This window comes from Streptomyces dengpaensis (assembly GCF_002946835.1).
Taxonomy (GTDB): Bacteria; Actinomycetota; Actinomycetes; order Streptomycetales; family Streptomycetaceae; genus Streptomyces; species Streptomyces dengpaensis.
In genome coordinates, this window is the sequence record NZ_CP026652.1 from 7,278,272 (window position 1) to 7,295,320 (window position 17,049).

Genomic DNA, 17,049 nt, shown 5'->3' on the forward strand with positions numbered 1-17,049 from the left:
GGGCAGCGTCCCAGCCCTAGGCTGGCCGGAGTGCCGCCGGGCCGGAGGCTTCCCCAGAACGGGGGAACGCATTCGTGGCGGGAGTGGGGGAGTGGGGGGAGCAGGACGTGTCAGGCTTACGCGCCCAGCGCACGGCCGCGCGCCGGGCCGAGCGCAGGCGGTCCGCCCGGCGTGGCGCCATGGTCGCCGCGGCCTCGGTCGTAGTCGCCGTCGGTTCGGTGACCGGGACGGTGTCCGCCCTCGGCGACGGGCGCTCCTCCGGCGACGCCCAACCGCAGGTCACCACCCGCTCGCCCAGCCTCCAGCCGCTGCCCGCCCTGCCGTCGCCCTCGCCTTCGCAGGCTTCGGCCTCGCCGTCCTCGTCGAAGTCCCCGTCGGCAAAGCCGACCCGCCCGAAGCCCTCCACGAGCAAGCGGAAGCAGCAGCCCGCGGCTGCCCCCGCCCGGCTCTACCGCCACCCCGCGTCCCAGGCCCTCGACTGGGTCGCGGCCCATCCCGGCGACGCCCGGCGCGAGGTCATCGAGTCCCGGATCGCCGACCGTCCGGCCGCGGTCTGGTTCGCGGACTTCACGCCGTCCACCATCACCGCGCGGGTCAGGGCGGTGACGTCGGCCGCCGCCGCGCTCGGCCGTGTCCCGGTCGTCGTTCCGTACGCCATCCCGCAGCGGGACTGCGGCGGCGCCTCGGAGGGCGGGGCGCCCAGCCTCGCCGCGTACGACGGCTGGATCGACAGGTTCGCGGCGGGGCTCGGCTCCGGCGAGGTCATCGTCGTCCTGGAGCCCGACGCGATCGCCCAGTCCGGCTGCCTCACCGAGGGCCAGCAGGCCGGCCGCTTCGCCTCGCTGGCCCGCGCGGGCCGGGTCATCAAGGCCGCGAACCCCAGGGCACGGGTCTACTACGACGCCGGGCACTCCGACTGGAACTCCACCGCCCAACAGGCCTCGCTGCTCGACCAGGCGGGCGCCGCGTCACCCGCCTCCTCCGACGGCATCTTCACCAACGTGTCCAATTTCCACCGTACGAGCGATGAGATCGCGTACGCCCGGCAGGTGCTGTCCGCGCTCGGCGGCCCCGCGAGCCTGGGCGCCGTCGTCGACACCAGCCGGAACGGCAACGGCGCCCCGGCCGACGGCGAATGGTGCGATCCGGCGGGCCGGAAGATCGGACAGGCGCCGACCCTGAAGACCGGGGAGGCCAGGATCGACGCCTATCTGTGGGTGAAGCTGCCGGGCGAGTCGGACGGCTGCAAGGGCACGCCGGGGACCTTTTCGCCGGCGTACGCCTATGAGCTGGCGCGCTGATCCTGCGCGGCGGGGGCCTTCGCGGCGTCGGGAGCGCGCTCCTCGTCGTAGGAGTCCTCGTCATAGGAGGAGGTGCCTTCGTCGAGCAGCGGCTCCTGCGTCTTGAGGTGGGCCGGAGCCATCACCCGCAGCGTGTGGTAGCCGGTGATCACGACGAGGGTGCCAAGCGCGATGCCGTTCAGCGAGAAGTTGTCCGTGAACTTCAGCGAGACGCCGCCGACGCCGATGATGATGCCCGCGGCGGCCGGGACCAGGTTCAGCGGGTTGCGCAGGTCGACCCGGGCGTTGAGCCAGATCTGGGCGCCGAGCAGGCCGATCATGCCGTACAGGATGACGGTGATGCCGCCGAGGACGCCGCCCGGGATCGCCGCCACGACCGCGCCGAACTTGGGGCAGAGGCCGAAGAGGAGAGCGAAGCCCGCGGCGGCCCAGCAGGCGGCGGTCGAGTAGACGCGGGTCGCGGCCATCACACCGATGTTCTCGGAGTACGTGGTGTTGGGCGGGCCGCCGACCGCCGTGGACAGCATCGAGGCGGCGCCGTCGGCGGAGATCGCGGTGCCCAGCTTGTCGTCCAGCGGGTCGCCGGTCATCTCGCCGACGGCCTTGACATGCCCGGCGTTCTCGGCGACCAGCGCGATCACGACCGGCAGGGCGACGAGGATCGCCGACCACTCGAAGGACGGGCCGTGGAAGTTCGGCAGACCGATCCAGTCGGCCTGGCCGACGGCGGAGAGGTCCAGCCGCCAGTGGTCCGTGAGCTTGCCGCTCGCGTCCACCGAGTGGATCTTGCCGAAGATCCGGTCGAAGGCCCACGAGATCCCGTACCCGAAGACCAGACCCAGGAAGATCGCGATCCGTGACCAGAAACCGCGCAGGCACACCACGGCCAGACCGGTGAACAGCATCACCAGCAGCGCCGTCCACTGGTCCTGCGGCCAGTACGTCGACGCCGTCACCGGCGCCAGGTTGAAGCCGATCAGCATGACGACCGCGCCGGTCACGATCGGCGGCATCGCGGCGTGGATGATCCGCGCCCCGAACCGCTGCACCGCGAGTCCCACCAGGAACAGCGCGATGCCGACGACGAAGACCGCGCCCGTCACCGTCGCGCTGGTGCCGCCCTGCGCGCGGATCACGGCGGCGACGCCCACGAAGGAGAGCGAGCAGCCCAGGTAGCTGGGCACGCGGCCACGCGTCGCCAGCAGGAAGATGACCGTCGCGACGCCGGACATCATGATCGCGAGGTTCGGGTCCAGGCCCATGAGCACGGGCGCGACGAAGGACGCTCCGAACATGGCCACCACGTGCTGGGCGCCGAGCCCGACCGTGCGGGGCCAGGAGAGACGTTCATCGGGGCGGACGACCGCTCCCGGGCCGGGCGTGCGCCCGTCACCGTGCAGCTTCCAGCGCACGCCGAGGTCCATAAGTGAGGCTTCGCTTTCTCTGTACCTGAAGACTGTCCGGACCATTGTCACCGGTATGCGGAGGTCCTCCGTTCACAGGGACCTTCCTGTGAACCGCGTTCAGATGTCTGACCGGGCCTTGTCGGTCCCCGTCCGGCTCGACGCCGGTTCAGGGCTTCGCGTGGGGAACCGCCGCGGCCGGCGGACTGACCGCCGGGCGGTTGCCATTGCCGATGCCGCCGCCGGTACGCAGCACGCGCGCCAAGGCCGCGACCCCACACGTGAGCACCGTCACCAGACCGAATGACACGACCAGGCTCGTCACCTGCGCCAGGCCGCCGATCGCGCTCGGGGCCGCCAGTCCCGAGGTGTAGGTGATGGTGGCGACACCCGCGATGGCCTGGCTCGGGTTGGGTCCGCTGTGGCCGGCCGCCGCGAAGCACAGCGGGACGACCACCGCGATGCCGAAGCCCAGCAGCGCGAAGCCGGCCATCGCCACCGCGGGGTTCCGTGCCACGACGATGAGCAGGCCGCCGAGCGTGGCCAGGACGCCGCCGACGCGTACGGTGCGCACCGCGCCGAAGCGGTTCACGACCGCGTCGCCCACGAGGCGGGCCACCGCCATGGTCAGCATGAAGCCGGTCGTCGACGCCGCCGCCAGCCCGTCCGAGGTGCCCAGTTGGTCCCGCAGGTAGACCGCCGACCAGTCCAGGCTGGCGCCCTCGGCGAACACCGCGCAGAACCCGACCGCGCCGATGAGCAGCGCCGACCTGGGCGGCAGCGTGAACCGGGGCGGCGGCTCCTCGTCCTCGGCGGACTGCAGATCGAGCACCCAGCGGCAGGCGAGCAGACCGAGCAGGGTGAGCGACGCCGCCGCCAGCGCGTGGTGCAGGCGCGCGTCCGAGCCCAGGTGGGCGGCGAGGGTGCCCGCCGCCGAGCCGATCAGGGCGCCCGTGCTCCACATGCCGTGCAGCCCGGACATGATCGACTTGTCGAGCCGGCGCTCGACCTCGACGCCCAGCGCGTTCATGGCGACATCGGCCATACCCGACGTCGCGCCGTAGGCGAACATCGCCAGGCAGAGGGTGAGCAGATTCGGCGCGAGGGACGGAAGGATCAGCGCCAGCGTCCAGAGCGCCATGAGCCCGCGCAGTGCCGTACGGCTCCCGAAGCGGTGGGTGATCCGGCCGGCCAGCGGCATCGAGCAGGCGGCGCCGAATGCCGTGAAGGCGAGGGCGAGTCCCAACTGACCCGCGCTGACCGAGGCGTGGTCCTGGATCCAGGGCACGCGGGTCGCGAACGAGCCGGTGACGGCGCCGTGCACGGCGAACACGGCGGCCACGGCGTACCGGGCCCGCTTCACCTCGCGTCGCTCACCTTGGTCGTACGCCACTTCACTCATGCTCGGACCCCTCCCCGGGTCTTGGCCACTAAGCGACCCCGGGGAAGTTCAGGCACGCCCCCACGCCGCCCGGCACGCCCTCTCGCCGCACCGGACGAAGACCCAAGTAGCTCCGCTACGAGGGCCTTCGTCCGGCACGCCGAGAGCACGCACCGAACGACGCGGGAACGCACCCGCACTTCCCCGGAGCCGCTTAGCCTCTCCACGCTGCCGCCGTAAACTATCAGGAACCCTGCCTGATAGATAGAGAGTTACCGGCCGCCCACCCACGGGGCGGCCCCGCCGATCTGGGAGGATTCCCGGCATGCCCGCATCCCCGAGCACCGCCCGGGCCATCAACGACCGGCTCGCCCTGCGGCTGCTGCAGCAGGAAGGCCCGCTGACGGCAGGGCAGTTGAAGCAGCTCACCGGCCTGTCCCGGCCCACGGTCGCCGACCTCGTCGAACGCCTCACCGTCGCCGGCCTGGTCGCCGTGGTGGGGGAGTCAGGGGAGCAGCGGCGCGGCCCGAACGCCCGCGTGTACGGGATCGTCGCCGACCAGGCCCACCTGGCGGCCCTGGACGTCCGGACGGAAGGCGTCTCCGTGGTCGTGTCCGACCTGCTCGGCGAGGTGCTGGCCGAGGCGTCCGTGCCGATCGGAGGCGACACCGGGACCGGGCCCGCGGTCGAGCGGGCGGTGGCGCTCGTCGAGCAGGTCGCGAAGGAGGCGGACGCCGTGCGGGAGCCGCCGCGTGGCCCCGTTCCAGGGCGGGGGAGGCTGCACACCGTCGGCATCGGCGCGCCCGGCCTGATCGACCCCGCCACCGGCGAACTCCGCGACTCCTCGGGCCTGCCCGCATGGCACCGCCGCCTGGTCGCCGCCCTTCAGGACCGCCTGCCCGCCCGCGTCCTCGTCGAGAACGAGACGAACCTCGCCGCCCTCGCCGAACAGCGCGACGGCGCCGCGCGCGAGCGTGACACCTTCGTGCTGCTGTGGCTGGGGCACGGCGCCGGCGCCGCCGTCATCCTCGACGGGAGGCTCCGCCGCGGGGCCTCCGGCGGCACCGGCGAGATCGGTTTCCTTCCCGTGCCCGGTACCTCGGGCCTTCCCTCGGCGACGGACTGCGAGGGCGGGTTTCACTCGTTGGCGGGGGCGATGGCTGTCGCGGCGCTCGCGGCCGAGTGCGAGGTGGTGGCGGAGGCGGCTCCGTACGAACCGCACGCGGCCGCGCTGGTGCGGCGGGCGGTGGCGACCGCCGATGCCCCGCACTCCGGCCGCTTTCTCGACGCCCTCGCGGACCGCCTCGCCATCGGTGCGGCGTCCGTCATCGCTGTGCTGGATCCCGGTTGCGTGGTGCTCGGCGGTGAAATCGGCCAGGCGGGCGGGGACGTGCTCGCCGAGCGGGTCTCGGCACGGCTCGTACGGATGTCGCCGCTGCCGACCGAGGTGCGCGCGAGCGCGCTGGGGGGTGGGGCGGTGCTGCGGGGCGCGTTGCTGATGGCGCGGGACGAGGCGCAGGAGGAGTTGTTCGCCCCCGCCGCCCCGACCCATTCCCGTCGCCTGGGGGCTGCGCCCCCAGACCCCCGTCCGGCCTGAACGGCCTCGTCCTCGAACGCCGGACGGGCTGGGACTCGAACGCCGGACGGGCTAGGACTTTCCAGCCCTCAGGTACTCCTCGAACGTCCCCTTCCCCACCGCACGCCCCGGCGTGAGATGCCCCCCGCTCCGGAACGCCCGGTACGTCTTCCCCGCAAGCGGCACGCCGACCAGTGGCCTCCGCTTCCCTGTGGCCCGTACATACGCCTCGGCCAGCGACCGGAACGTACGCACCTCGGGCCCGCCCATGTCGGAGACGCGCCCCGCCGGCTCCCCGAGTGCCAGTGCGGCGAGGCGGTCGCGGGCGGCCGGGGGGTGGAGACCCGGCGGCGGGGCAAGGGCCTCCGTCACCGCCGCCGGGCCGACTGGGGGGTGTCGACAAACGGGGGTGTCGACAAACCGGCCGCAGCGCACCGGTGATCGCAGACCCTAAAAGGACTAGACCAGAGAGGGCAATAGGTATGGACCATAATCAAGGGTGGGCGGTGAGGCGGAAGTTGGCCACTCGCGCGTCGCCGCGGAAGTCCATCCGTATGGCCTGTGAGCCACCCCACAGGCTTTCGCCCGCATGGGTGTCGATCAGGCGTGGCACACTGGCTCTGTACCAGAAGCAGCGCACTCCGGGGTCGGTGAAACTCCGAACCGGCGGTTACAGTCCGCGACCCGGTCGCTTCCAGCGGCCGGTTGACCAGGTGAAATTCCTGGACCGACGGTTAAAGTCCGGATGGGAGGCAGTGCGCGGTGGGCGGGCATTCGTGCGCGCCGCCGTTTGTTGCGACTCGTCCTGTGCGGCGAGTCTCCTTTCGGCGTCGCTCCCGGTGTCGTCGTCCGCTTTCTCTGTCGTCTTCGACAGGCCCCGGAGTCCGTGCCCCATGAGGCAGGAGGACCCGGGAAGTGTTCACCGGAATCGTCGAAGAGCTGGGTGAGGTCACCGCCGTCGAGAACCTCGACGACGCCTCCCGTTTCCGCCTGCGTGGCCCCGTCGTCACGCAGGGCGCGCAGCACGGCGACTCCATCGCCGTCAACGGCGTCTGTCTCACGGTCGTCGACCACGAGGGCGACGAATTCACCGCCGACGTCATGGCGGAGACCCTGGACCGCTCCAGCCTCGGCGCCCTGGCCGTCGGCTCCCGCGTCAACCTGGAGCGCCCCATGGCCGTGGGCGGGCGGCTCGGCGGACACATCGTGCAGGGACACGTCGACGGCACCGGCGCGATCATCGACCGCAAGCCGTCCGACAACTGGGAGATCGTCAAGATCTCGCTCCCCGCGGACCTCTCCCGCTATGTGGTCGAGAAGGGCTCCATCACCGTCGACGGCATCAGCCTGACCGTGGTCGAGGCGGGCCCGGACTACTTCACCGTCAGCCTCATCCCGACCACCCTCGCGCTGACCACGCTCGGCCTCAAGCAGTCCGGCGACCCGGTCAACCTGGAGGTCGACGTCATCGCCAAGTACGTCGAGCGACTGCTCGGCGCGCAGGGCGAGCAGCCGGTCGCGCTGCCGGGCATCCAGGGGAGCGCGCGGTGAACTGGCTGAACTCCGAGGCCTTCACGCTCTTCGGACAGCACATCAAGTGGTCGGACATGATCGGCAACGTGATCGGTCTGATCGGCCTCGCCCTCGGCTGGCGGCGCTCGATATGGAGCTGGCCGGTCCAGTTCCTCTCCGGCGTCATCCTCTTCGCGGCCTTCGCGACCGCCCACCTCTCCGGCAGCGCCGGCAAGCAGGTCGTCGTCATGATGGTCGCGGTGTACGGCTGGTGGCAGTGGAACCGCGGCAAGGGGCAGGACGGCTCCATCGCGGTGCGGTTCGCCACCGGGCGTGAGCGTGCCGTGCTGGTGGGTGCCGCCGCCGTCGGCACCGTCGCGGTCGCCGGTCTGTTCACCGCGTACCCGACGCTCTCCTGGGACCCGTGGCCGGACGCGTACATATTCGTCGGCACCGTCGTCGCGATGTACGCCCAGGCGCGCGGCATGGTCGAGTTCTGGTTCGCGTGGCTGCTGGTCGACCTGGTGGGCGTGCCGCTCAACTTCGCCAACGGCTTCGCCTTCTCCGGTTTCGTCTACGTCATTTACGGCGTGCTCGTCCTGTGGGGCCTGCGCGACTGGTGGCTGCGCTCCCGCAAGGCCGGGCAGCCCGTCCTGGAAGGAGCTCCGGCATGACCACGGCGCCGGTCTTGTACAGCACTGACAACATCGAGGACTTCGCGCTCGACCCGGTCGAGCAGGCCATCGCCGACATCGCGGCGGGCCGCCCGGTCGTGGTCGTCGACGACGAGGACCGGGAGAACGAGGGCGACCTCGTCATCGCCGCCGAGAAGGCGACCCCCGAGATCGTCGCCTTCATGATGAGCGAGTGCCGGGGACTGATCTGCGCGCCCATGGAGGGCGACGAGCTGGACCGGCTCCGGCTCCCGCAGATGGTCGACGACAACACCGAGTCGATGAAGACCGCGTTCACAGTGTCGGTGGACGCGTCCGCCGCTCACGGTGTGACCACCGGTATCTCGGCATCGGACCGTGCCACCACGCTTCAGCTCCTCGCCGACGGCACCGCCCAGGCCGACGACTTCGTCCGCCCCGGCCACGTCTTCCCGCTGCGCGCCAAGCCCGGCGGTGTCCTGGTCCGCAACGGCCACACCGAGGCCGCCGTCGACCTCGCTCGCCTCGCCGGCCTGCGCCCGGCCGGTGCGATCGTCGAGATCGCGGGGGAGGACGGCCGGATGCTCCGCCTGCCCGAACTGATCCCCTTCGCCCGCAAGCACGGCCTGACGATCATCTCCATCGAGGACCTGATCGCCTACCGCCGCACCGCCGAGCCGACGGTCCGCCGCGAGGCCGAGGTCCACCTGCCCACCGCCCTCGGCGAGTTCACGGCGTACGGCTACCGCTCCACCGTCGACGGCGTCGAGCACGTCGCCCTCGTCCACGGTGAGATCGGCGACGGCGAGGACGTCGTCGTCCGCGTCCACTCCGAATGCCTCACCGGCGACGTCTTCCACTCGCTGCGCTGCGACTGCGGCCCCCAGCTGCAGGCCGCCATGGAGCGCATCCAGACCGAGGGTCGCGGCATCGTCGTCTACCTGCGCGGCCACGAGGGACGTGGCATCGGGCTGCTCTCCAAGCTGCGCGCGTACGAGCTCCAGGAGCGCGGGCGCGACACCCTCGACGCCAACCTGGAGCTGGGCCTGCCCGCGGACGCCCGGGACTATGGAGCGAGCGCCCAGATCCTCGAGGACCTCGGCGTGCGGAGCCTGCGCCTGATGACCAACAACCCCGACAAGACCGACGCGCTCGTCCGCCACGGCCTCAAGGTCACCGCGCGCGAGCCGATGCCCGTGCACGCGGGCGAGCACAACCTCCGCTACCTGCAGACCAAGCGGGACCGGATGGGGCACGACCTGCCCTGGCTGGACACGACCACCGTGTCCGCCTGCGGCAACCAGTAACGATCGCACGACCGGCAACACAGCACAGCAGCACTGAGGAGAGACGTGAGCGGCAAGGGTGCACCTGAACTGTCCGTACGCAACTGCGGCGACCTGCGCGTCGCGGTCATCGCGGCACAGTGGCACGAAAAGGTGATGGACGGACTCGTCGACGGCGCGCTGCGCGCCCTGCACGAGCTGGGGATCGACGAGCCGACCCTCCTGCGGGTCCCCGGCAGCTTCGAGCTGCCGGTCGTCGCCAAGGTCCTGGCGGGCCGCGGCTACGACGCGATCGTGGCGCTCGGCGTCGTCATCCGCGGCGGGACCCCCCACTTCGACTACGTGTGCCAGGGCGTCACCCAGGGCCTCACCCAGGTCTCCATCGACACCGGCGTGCCCGTCGGCTTCGGTGTGCTGACCTGCGACACCGAGGAGCAGGCCCTGGACAGGGCGGGCCTGCCCGGCTCCAACGAGGACAAGGGGCACGAGGCGGTGACGGCGGCGGTGGCGACGGCGGCGACGCTCCGCTCAGTATCCGAACCGTGGCGTTAGGTCGACCGGCACACCGCGTAGAGTGGGCGCCACCATGTCCAAGAAGACGTTCGAGGAGCTCTTCACCGAGCTCCAGCACAAGGCCGCCAACGGCGATCCCGCCACTTCGCGCACAGCCGAGCTGGTCGGCAAGGGCGTCCATGCCATCGGCAAGAAGGTCGTCGAAGAGGCCGCCGAGGTCTGGATGGCCGCCGAGTACGAGGGCAAGGACGCCGCCGCCGAGGAGATCTCGCAGCTGCTGTACCACGTTCAGGTGATGATGGTCGCGCGCGGGATCTCCCTCGACGACGTGTACGCGCATCTGTAGGGGCCGGTTTCACCAGCGCCCCCTAGAGAGCACGTCCAGTTTTCCAACCCACCCCTGAACATTCCCCACGCAAAGGAAGCCGACCTCATGCTGCGCATCGCCGTCCCCAACAAGGGTTCCCTGTCAGGCCCTGCGGCGGAAATGCTGCATGAGGCCGGCTACCAGCAGCGCCGGGAGTCCAAGGAGCTCAGGATCGTCGACCCGGAGAACGAGGTCGAGTTCTTCTACCTCCGCCCCCGCGACATCGCGATCTACGTCTCCTCCGGCCGCCTCGACATCGGCATCACCGGCCGCGACCTGCTCATCGACTCGGGCGCCGGCGCGGAGGAGATCCTCCCGCTCGGCTTCGCCCGCTCGACCTTCCGCTTCGCCGGCAAGGCGGGCACGGCGGGCGGCGTCGCGGACCTCTCCGGCATGACGGTCGCCACCTCGTACGAGGGCATCGTCGCCAAGCACCTCGCCGACCACGGCGTCGACGCCTCCGTCGTCCACCTCGACGGCGCCGTCGAGACCGCCATCGAGCTGGGCGTCGCCGAGGTCATCGCGGACGTCGTCGAGACCGGCACCTCGCTGCGCAACGCGGGCCTCGAAGTCTTCGGCGACCCGATCATGTCGTCCGAGGCCGTCGTCATCCGCCGCGTCGGAGCCGACACCTCCGAGGACGCCGAGCCCAAGGTCCAGCAGTTCCTGCGCCGCCTCCAGGGCGTCCTGGTGGCGCGGACGTACGTGATGATGGACTACGACTGCCGGGTCGAGCAGCTTGAGAAGGCGGTCGCGCTCACCCCGGGCCTGGAGTCCCCGACCGTCTCCCCGCTGCACAACGAGGGCTGGGTCGCCGTCCGAGCGATGGTCCCCGCCAAGGAAGCCCAGCGGATCATGGACGACCTGTACGACATCGGCGCGCGGGCCATCCTGACGACGGCCATCCACGCCTGCCGGCTCTGAAGGGACCGCGAGCCATGTCCGATTCCCGACCCACGCCGGACTCGCCCGAGCTGCCCGCCCTCCCCGTCACATTCCGGCCGTCCCGCACCCGGGCCGTGCTGCTCACCGCCGGTGCGGCGCTCTTCGTGGTCATCACGGCGGTCGCGCTGCTTCTGGAGCATCTCAGCCCAGCGGAGCGCCTCAGCTTCGTCTTCACCGGGGCGCTGCTCTCCGGGGTGCTCGTGCTGCTCTCCCGGCCCAAGATCGTCGCCGACGAGAGCGGTGTCACCGTCGTCAACATCGTCGGCAGACGGCATCTGGACTGGGCGGAGATCCTCCAGGTCAGCCTGCGCCCCGGCGACTCCTGGGTGTTCCTCAACCTCAGCGACGGCACCAGCCTGCCCGCGCTCGGCATCCAGCCGGGCATCGCCAGGCAGCGTGCGATCGACGACACCCGCGCCCTGCGCGCCCTCGCCGAGGCCCACTCCCTCGGTGACCCCGAGCGACATGAGGCCTGACTCTCGGCCCTCCACCCTGACGTAGGGGCCCATGTCTTGATTAATCTGTTGGCGGAGGCGTTTTCATGGCGCCTCCGCCTCTGGTCTGCCACCCGGTGGGTCAGAGGCCCCCTGCTACCCGAGGAGTGACTCCCTCCAGCGATGGACGGATCGTCCTGTAGTACCTGCGCCGCCCCCTCCCGATGGCTCGAGGCGGCGGCATGACCATCCCCCTGCTGCTCCTTGGAGCGGCGTTTCTGCTGATTCTCGCCAACGGTTTCTTCGTCGCGGCGGAATTCGGCCTCGTCACGGTCGAGCGCCCCGACGCCGAGAAGGCCGCGGCCGACGGCGACCGCCGGGCCGCCACCGTCGTGGACTCGCTCAAGGAGCTGTCCTTCCAGCTCTCCGGCACCCAGCTCGGCATCACCATCACCTCGCTCGTCGTCGGCATGCTCGCCGAACCGGCACTGGCGGAGCTGCTGGACGGCCCGTTCACCGCGATCGGTGTCCCCGAGGGCGCCGTACCCGGCGTCGCCGTGGTCGTCGGCATGCTGCTCGCCTCGGCCGTGCAGATGGTCATCGGTGAACTCGTGCCCAAGAACTGGGCGGTGTCCAAGCCCCTGCAGGTCGCCCGTTTCGTCGCGGGCCCGCAGCACGTCTTCTCGCGGCTGTTCCGGCCGGTGATCGCCACGCTCAACGCGGTCGCCAACCGGCTCGTCCGCGCCCTGGGCGTCGAGCCGGCCGAAGAGCTGGCCTCCGCCCGCACCCCCGGCGAACTCGTCTCCCTCGTCCGGCACTCGGCGCGGGCCGGCGCCCTGGAGCAGGACACCGCGGATCTCTTCGTACGGACCATCTCGCTCGCCGGCCTGACCGCGCAGCACGTCATGACCCCGCGCGTGAGGGTCAGCGCACTCCAGTCGTCCGCCACGGCGGAGGACGTCGTCAATCTGACCCGCGCCACCGGCCTGTCCCGCTTCCCCGTCTACCGGGAGCGGATCGACGAAATCGTCGGCATGGTGCACCTCAAGGACGCCCTGGCGATCCCCTCGCACGACCGGCTGCGCACCCCCGTCGTCCGGATCGCCCAGGCCCCGCTGCTCGTCCCGGAGACCCTGCCTGTGCAGCCCCTGCTGGAACAGCTGCGCAGCGAGCAGCCGATCGCCGTCGTCGTCGACGAGTACGGCGGCACGGCCGGCGTCGTCACCCTCGAGGACATCGTCGAGGAGCTCGTCGGCGAGGTCCGCGACGAGCACGACAGCCATGACCTGCCCGAACTCGCGGTGGCGCCGCCCGAGGACGGCCGACTCGCGTGGGACGCCGACGGCAGCTGCCGGGTCGACGTCCTGCAGCGCATAGGCCTCGACGTGCCCGAGGGCCCGTACGAGACCGTCGCGGGCCTCGTCGCCGATCTGCTCGGCCGGATCCCCGCCCCCGGCGACAAGGCCGAGCTCCCGGGCTGGCGCCTGTCGGTGCGCCAGGTCGGGCACTACCGCGCCGAACGCGTCCGCCTGGTGCGGACCGCGCCCATCGCGGAGCCCCTCGCGGAGGCCGTGCGATGAGCGTGCTCCAACTCCTGTTCGCCGCGCTGCTGGTGCTCGCCAACGGCTTCTTCGTCGGTGCCGAGTTCGCGCTCGTCTCCGTACGGCGCAGCCAGATCGAACCGCTGGGGACCACGCGGGCCCGGCAGGTCCTGTACGGCCTGGAGCGGCTGCCGCAGATGATGGCCGCGGCCCAGTTCGGCATCACCGTCTGCTCGCTGACGCTCGGCGCGGTCGCCGAGCCGACCGTCGCCCACCTGCTGGAGCCGGTCTTCGAGGCGGTCCATCTGCCGGACGGGGTGATCCACCCGCTCGGATACGTCTTCGCGCTCGCCCTGGTCGTCTTCCTCCACCTCGTCATCGGCGAGATGGTGCCGAAGAACCTGGCCATGGCCGCGCCCGAGAAGACGGCGCTGTGGCTCAGCCCCGGTCTGGTCGCCTTCGCGCGGCTGTGCCGGCCGGTCACGGTCGCCCTGGGCGCGTGCGCGCGCCTGATCCTGAAGCTGTTCCGCGTGGAGCCCAAGGACGAGGTCGAGGCGGTCTTCACCAGCGAGCAGCTCAACCGCCTCGTCGAGGACGCCGGCCAGGCGGGCCTCCTCGAACCCGAGGAGCAGGAGCGCCTCGAGGACGCCCTGGAGCTGGGTTCCCGCCCGGTCACCGATGTCCTCCTGGACGGCGACTCCCTGGTGACCGTGAGCCCTTCGGTCACCCCGGGCCAGATCGTCGCGCTCACCGCGCGCACCGGGTACTCCCGTTTCCCGGTGGTCGCCGAGAACGGTGCCTTCATGGGCTGCTACCTGCACGTCAAGGACGTTCTCGACCTCGAGAACTCCGACCGCGCGGTCCCGCAGCAGATCTGGCACCCGATGGCGACCCTGCGCTCCGAGGTCCCCCTGGACGACGCCCTCACGGTGATGCGCCGCGCCGCGACGCACCTCGCCCAGGTGGCCGACGCCTCTGGCAAGGTCCTGGGCCTCGTGGCCCTGGAGGACGTACTGGAGCTGCTGGTCGGCGAGGTACGCGACCCGGCCCACCGGGAGGCTCCGGCGACGGTACTGGTCTCCGAACCGCTCGTCAGCGAGACCCCGGCGGAGGCGCTGGCCAGCTGACGAACGCCGGAGGGGCTGGGACTCAGCCCCTCCGGCGTTCGAGGACCACGCGGTCACATCGCCGACGGATCCTGCGGCCCCCGCCCCGACAGAACCTCCCCGTACGCCTGCATCAGATCCGGCAGCCGCAGCGTGGACAAGTCGTCGCGCGACAGGGTGCCCGGGTACACCGAGAGCCGCAGGTCGCGATACGCGCAGCTCTTCTCGTAGAGCGTGCGCAGGAAGCGGCCGTTCCCCAGCTCGTCGATCCACCCCTGGTCGACGACATGCCCCGCGATGGAGCGCAGCTCGTCGAGGGCCTCCTCGTCCCACACGTCACCGTTCTCCGCGGCCAGCACCTCGCCGATGGAGGTGAGTTCGAGGGGGCGGTAGGAGGGGAAGTCCACGCGGGTGGTGAAACGGGAGGAGAGGCCGGGGTTGGCGGCCAGGAGCCGGTCCATGCCCTCCGGGTAGCCCGCGAGGATGACGACCAGGTGGTCGCGGTTGTCCTCGGCCCGCTTCAGGAGGACCTGCAGGGCCTCGTCGCCGTAGGCGTCGCCCTTGCCGTACCCGGAGTTGGAGAGCGAATACGCCTCGTCCACGAAGAGGACGCCGCCGATCGCCGAGTCGATCAGCTCGTTGGCCTTGACCGCTGTCTGGCCGAGATATTCGCCGACCAGGTCGGCCCGCTGTGCCTCCACCAGATGGTCGCCGCCGAGCAGCCCGAGCGCGTAGAAGACCCGGCCGAGGATGCGGGCCACGGTGGTCTTGCCGGTGCCGGAGGGGCCGGAGAAGACGAAGTGCCGCTTCGGCGGCTGGACCGGGAGGCCCTGCCCGGCGCGCAGCCGCGCCATGTTCAACTGGGCCGACAGCGCCTTGACTTGGCGCTTCACGGGCTCCAGGCCCACCATGCGCTCCAGCTCGGCGAGCGCCTCCTCGAGTAACGCGGGGTCGGTGGGCCCCGCAGGCAGCGGCTGCACCGGCACCACGGCCTTCTCGCGCACCGCGTCGGTCTCGGGAGGCAGCGCCCCCGGCGCCGCGGCGTCGGGCTCGGAGAGCTTCAGGTCCCGCCCCTCGGCGCCGAACAGCGGATCCACGCCGTCCGGGGTCTCCATCACGTCCTGCCCGACGCCGGCGAGCATGATCGCCGCGAGGTCGGCGGCGGCATCGTCGTACCCGTCGCCCTCGGAGATGGCCGCGAGCCGCGCCGAGGTGTCCATGAAGGAGGGGTCGACCCGGTGCACCGCCCGGTACAGGGGCAGCGCCGCGGCGGACCGCCCGGTGCCCTCATGCGCCCGCGCCAGCCAGTACCGCAGCTCCTTGCGCTGCGGCTGCTCGCTGCGACAGCGCATCAGCGCGGACGACAGCAGCGGCTCCGCCTGCCCGTACATCTCCAGGCGGACGCGCGCCATGCCGCCGAACAGGCCGGCCTCTATCCCCAGCATGGGATCGTCGATCAGCGGGTCGGTGTGCCGGACCAGCTGCTCCCAGTCCTTGACCAGATAGCCGCGGCACGCGTGCAGGAACCGCACCTGGGGGTCCGCGTCGACGGGCGGCAGGCCCGCGAGCGCCCGGTCCAGCTCCGGGACATGGCGTCCGTCGAGCCAGTGCGAGGCGTGCGCGAGCAGCAGATCGCGCGGGCTCTCCATCACCGGCTGCACCCACCAGCCCAGCCAGTACCAGGAGTTGAGGGTACGCCGGTGGCGGGCGCGCTGCTCCCCGAAGCGGTCCCGGTGCCGGAACATCCGCAGCAGCGCGGTGGTCGTGTCCACACGCAGCGCGTGCAGTCCGAGCCAGCCGTCCGCCATGCCCGGGTCCATGCGGACCGCGGCGCGGAACTCCTCCTCTGCCTGCGGATAGGCGCCCATCGTGTAGGCATCCACACCTCGCAACCAGGCGAGGTCGGCCGGGGCCTCGGGGCCCTGCGTGCCGAAGTCCATCACGTCCCCCACAAACCGTGCCCCCGATGGTTCTCCGAACGGGCCGGTGCCCGTCGGCAGCTTCGTCGAACTGCTGTGCCGCGGACGGGAGTTGCATCGGTGCGCAGAGCAGCCGTCCGAAGGTCGCACCGAGAGGCATCGTACCTGCGCCGCTTACGGGGCCGAAGGGTGCCGCACACCCCGTTCCGCGAGGTGGGAGCAGATGGGGCGCACTCCGGGTGGTGACCGAGGGTGAACGAGTAGCGGCGCGCAGCGTCCGGAATGAGAGGTGTGGGCAAAACGAAGCCCCCGATCACGGGGGAACAACCGGGGGCTTCGCGACTGCGGGCGGCTTCGAAGGGCCACACATTGAGAACGTAAGACCTGTACGGTCCCCCGGTCAAGCCGAGTTGAAGCACTGAGAGAACTTCTCCCGCAAGGGTCTTCACAAGTTCAGCACACTGCCGATGGTCAGTCACCGTGAGTGATGATGTGGTCCAATTCTGGCGTCGCAACGGGCCCCGGCAGCACCTCGTACCCCTCAGGGCACTGCCGCACCAGAAGATCGGCGAACGGTCTTGAGGGGTCCTTGGCGAAGTGTTGGCGTTCCGCGCGGACCCATCCGGCCCAGAACTCGCTCTGCGCCTCTCCGTCCCGCCGCTGCCCGCGCGCCCAGGCCTCGTCGTGCGGCAACTCCATCCACAGCAGTCGCGCGAGGAACGGGCGCAGCGCGCGGCGGCCCGCACCGACGCCCTCCAGCAGGATCACGGGCGCGGGCGGCAGTTCTCGGGCCGGTCCGAAGTGCCGGGTGACCCAGTCGTAGGGGGCGTAGCGCGCCGTCTCGCCGCGCCGCAACGGCTCGACCGCCTCGCTCAGCAGCCGCTCCGTCCACGCGAAGAGCTCTTCGTGCGTCGCGATGTCGTCGAGGTGCAGCACGGGCGCGCCGTCGAGTGCCGCCGCCAACTGCCCGGCGAACGTGGTCTTTCCGGAGCCCGCGTGCCCGTCGACGCCGATCAGGCGGACGGGTCCGCAGGACGGCGGCAGTCGGCGCAGCTGCGCGGCGAGGTCGTGAATGGGGCGTCCCGGGGTGCGGTGAGGTGTCGGCATATTCC

General features: G+C 71.4%; 15 protein-coding genes, 1 pseudogene and 1 riboswitch. Of the genes and pseudogenes, 11 read left to right on the forward strand and 5 right to left on the reverse strand.

Annotated features, from left to right (window positions below):
- Positions 1-179 precede the first annotated feature (179 nt).
- A complete protein-coding gene (locus C4B68_RS33615; protein ID WP_099500272.1) occupies positions 180-1,301 on the forward strand; it encodes a glycoside hydrolase family 6 protein in 1,122 nt (373 codons plus the stop codon).
- On the opposite strand, the gene C4B68_RS33620 is transcribed toward C4B68_RS33615, so the two are convergent.
- Together C4B68_RS33620 and C4B68_RS33625 are read right to left on the reverse strand one after the other, a co-directional pair.
- Complete coding sequence (locus C4B68_RS33620) at positions 1,283-2,725, reverse strand: uracil-xanthine permease family protein (protein ID WP_099500273.1); 1,443 nt, start codon at positions 2,723-2,725, stop codon at positions 1,283-1,285. The two genes, C4B68_RS33615 and C4B68_RS33620, sit on opposite strands and share 19 nt — an antisense overlap.
- Positions 2,726-2,873: 148 nt before the next feature.
- On the reverse strand, positions 2,874-4,106 hold the full coding sequence (locus tag C4B68_RS33625) for an MFS transporter (RefSeq protein ID WP_099500274.1): 1,233 nt from the start codon (positions 4,104-4,106) through the stop codon (positions 2,874-2,876).
- Positions 4,107-4,410: 304 nt separating this feature from the next.
- On the opposite strand from C4B68_RS33625, the gene C4B68_RS33630 reads away from it, so the two are divergent.
- A complete protein-coding gene (locus C4B68_RS33630) occupies positions 4,411-5,682 on the forward strand; it encodes an ROK family transcriptional regulator (RefSeq protein WP_099500275.1) in 1,272 nt (423 codons plus the stop codon).
- A gap of 51 nt (positions 5,683-5,733) precedes the next feature.
- Here C4B68_RS33630 and C4B68_RS33635 read toward each other — a convergent pair.
- Positions 5,734-5,985, reverse strand: a pseudogene (locus C4B68_RS33635) (nucleoside-diphosphate sugar epimerase); the annotation flags it as partial.
- Positions 5,986-6,293: 308 nt separating this feature from the next.
- A riboswitch (FMN riboswitch) is annotated at positions 6,294-6,424 on the forward strand.
- Positions 6,425-6,576: 152 nt separating this feature from the next.
- Here C4B68_RS33635 and C4B68_RS33640 point away from each other — a divergent pair.
- From C4B68_RS33640 to C4B68_RS33680, 9 genes are all read left to right on the forward strand, one after another.
- Positions 6,577-7,212, forward strand: coding sequence for a riboflavin synthase (locus C4B68_RS33640; protein WP_099500276.1), 636 nt, complete (start codon positions 6,577-6,579; stop codon positions 7,210-7,212).
- Positions 7,209-7,847 (forward strand): nicotinamide riboside transporter PnuC, encoded by a 639-nt coding sequence (gene pnuC / locus C4B68_RS33645; protein WP_099500277.1) that lies wholly within the window; start codon positions 7,209-7,211, stop codon positions 7,845-7,847. The genes C4B68_RS33640 and pnuC overlap by 4 nt, the downstream gene beginning before the upstream one ends.
- Positions 7,844-9,133 carry a bifunctional 3,4-dihydroxy-2-butanone-4-phosphate synthase/GTP cyclohydrolase II gene (locus C4B68_RS33650; RefSeq protein WP_099500278.1) on the forward strand — a complete coding sequence of 430 codons (1,290 nt, stop codon included), beginning with the start codon at positions 7,844-7,846 and terminating at the stop codon, positions 9,131-9,133. Before pnuC ends, C4B68_RS33650 begins: the two co-directional genes overlap by 4 nt.
- Positions 9,134-9,178: 45 nt before the next feature.
- Positions 9,179-9,664 (forward strand): 6,7-dimethyl-8-ribityllumazine synthase, encoded by a 486-nt coding sequence (gene ribH, locus C4B68_RS33655; RefSeq protein ID WP_099500279.1) that lies wholly within the window; start codon positions 9,179-9,181, stop codon positions 9,662-9,664.
- A 34-nt stretch (positions 9,665-9,698) separates the two neighbouring features.
- Positions 9,699-9,971, forward strand: a complete 273-nt coding sequence (locus C4B68_RS33660; RefSeq protein ID WP_028803646.1) for a phosphoribosyl-ATP diphosphatase — start codon at positions 9,699-9,701, stop codon at positions 9,969-9,971.
- 87 nt (positions 9,972-10,058) lie between these two features.
- Complete coding sequence (gene hisG / locus C4B68_RS33665; RefSeq protein WP_099500280.1) at positions 10,059-10,916, forward strand: ATP phosphoribosyltransferase; 858 nt, start codon at positions 10,059-10,061, stop codon at positions 10,914-10,916.
- A gap of 14 nt (positions 10,917-10,930) precedes the next feature.
- Positions 10,931-11,413, forward strand: a complete 483-nt coding sequence (locus C4B68_RS33670; protein ID WP_099500281.1) for a PH domain-containing protein — start codon at positions 10,931-10,933, stop codon at positions 11,411-11,413.
- Positions 11,414-11,613: 200 nt separating this feature from the next.
- Positions 11,614-12,951 carry a hemolysin family protein gene (locus C4B68_RS33675; RefSeq protein WP_099500282.1) on the forward strand — a complete coding sequence of 446 codons (1,338 nt, stop codon included), beginning with the start codon at positions 11,614-11,616 and terminating at the stop codon, positions 12,949-12,951.
- Positions 12,948-14,039 (forward strand): hemolysin family protein, encoded by a 1,092-nt coding sequence (locus C4B68_RS33680; RefSeq protein WP_099500283.1) that lies wholly within the window; start codon positions 12,948-12,950, stop codon positions 14,037-14,039. Before C4B68_RS33675 ends, C4B68_RS33680 begins: the two co-directional genes overlap by 4 nt.
- A 53-nt stretch (positions 14,040-14,092) precedes the next feature.
- On the opposite strand, the gene C4B68_RS33685 is transcribed toward C4B68_RS33680, so the two are convergent.
- Together C4B68_RS33685 and C4B68_RS33690 are read right to left on the reverse strand one after the other, a co-directional pair.
- Entirely contained in the window at positions 14,093-15,958 is a 1,866-nt protein-coding gene (locus C4B68_RS33685; protein WP_099500284.1) for an AAA family ATPase, read from the reverse strand.
- 450 nt (positions 15,959-16,408) lie between these two features.
- Positions 16,409-17,044: a uridine kinase family protein gene (locus C4B68_RS33690; RefSeq protein WP_099500285.1), complete on the reverse strand. Its 636-nt coding sequence runs from the start codon at positions 17,042-17,044 to the stop codon at positions 16,409-16,411.
- Positions 17,045-17,049: the final 5 nt, after the last annotated feature.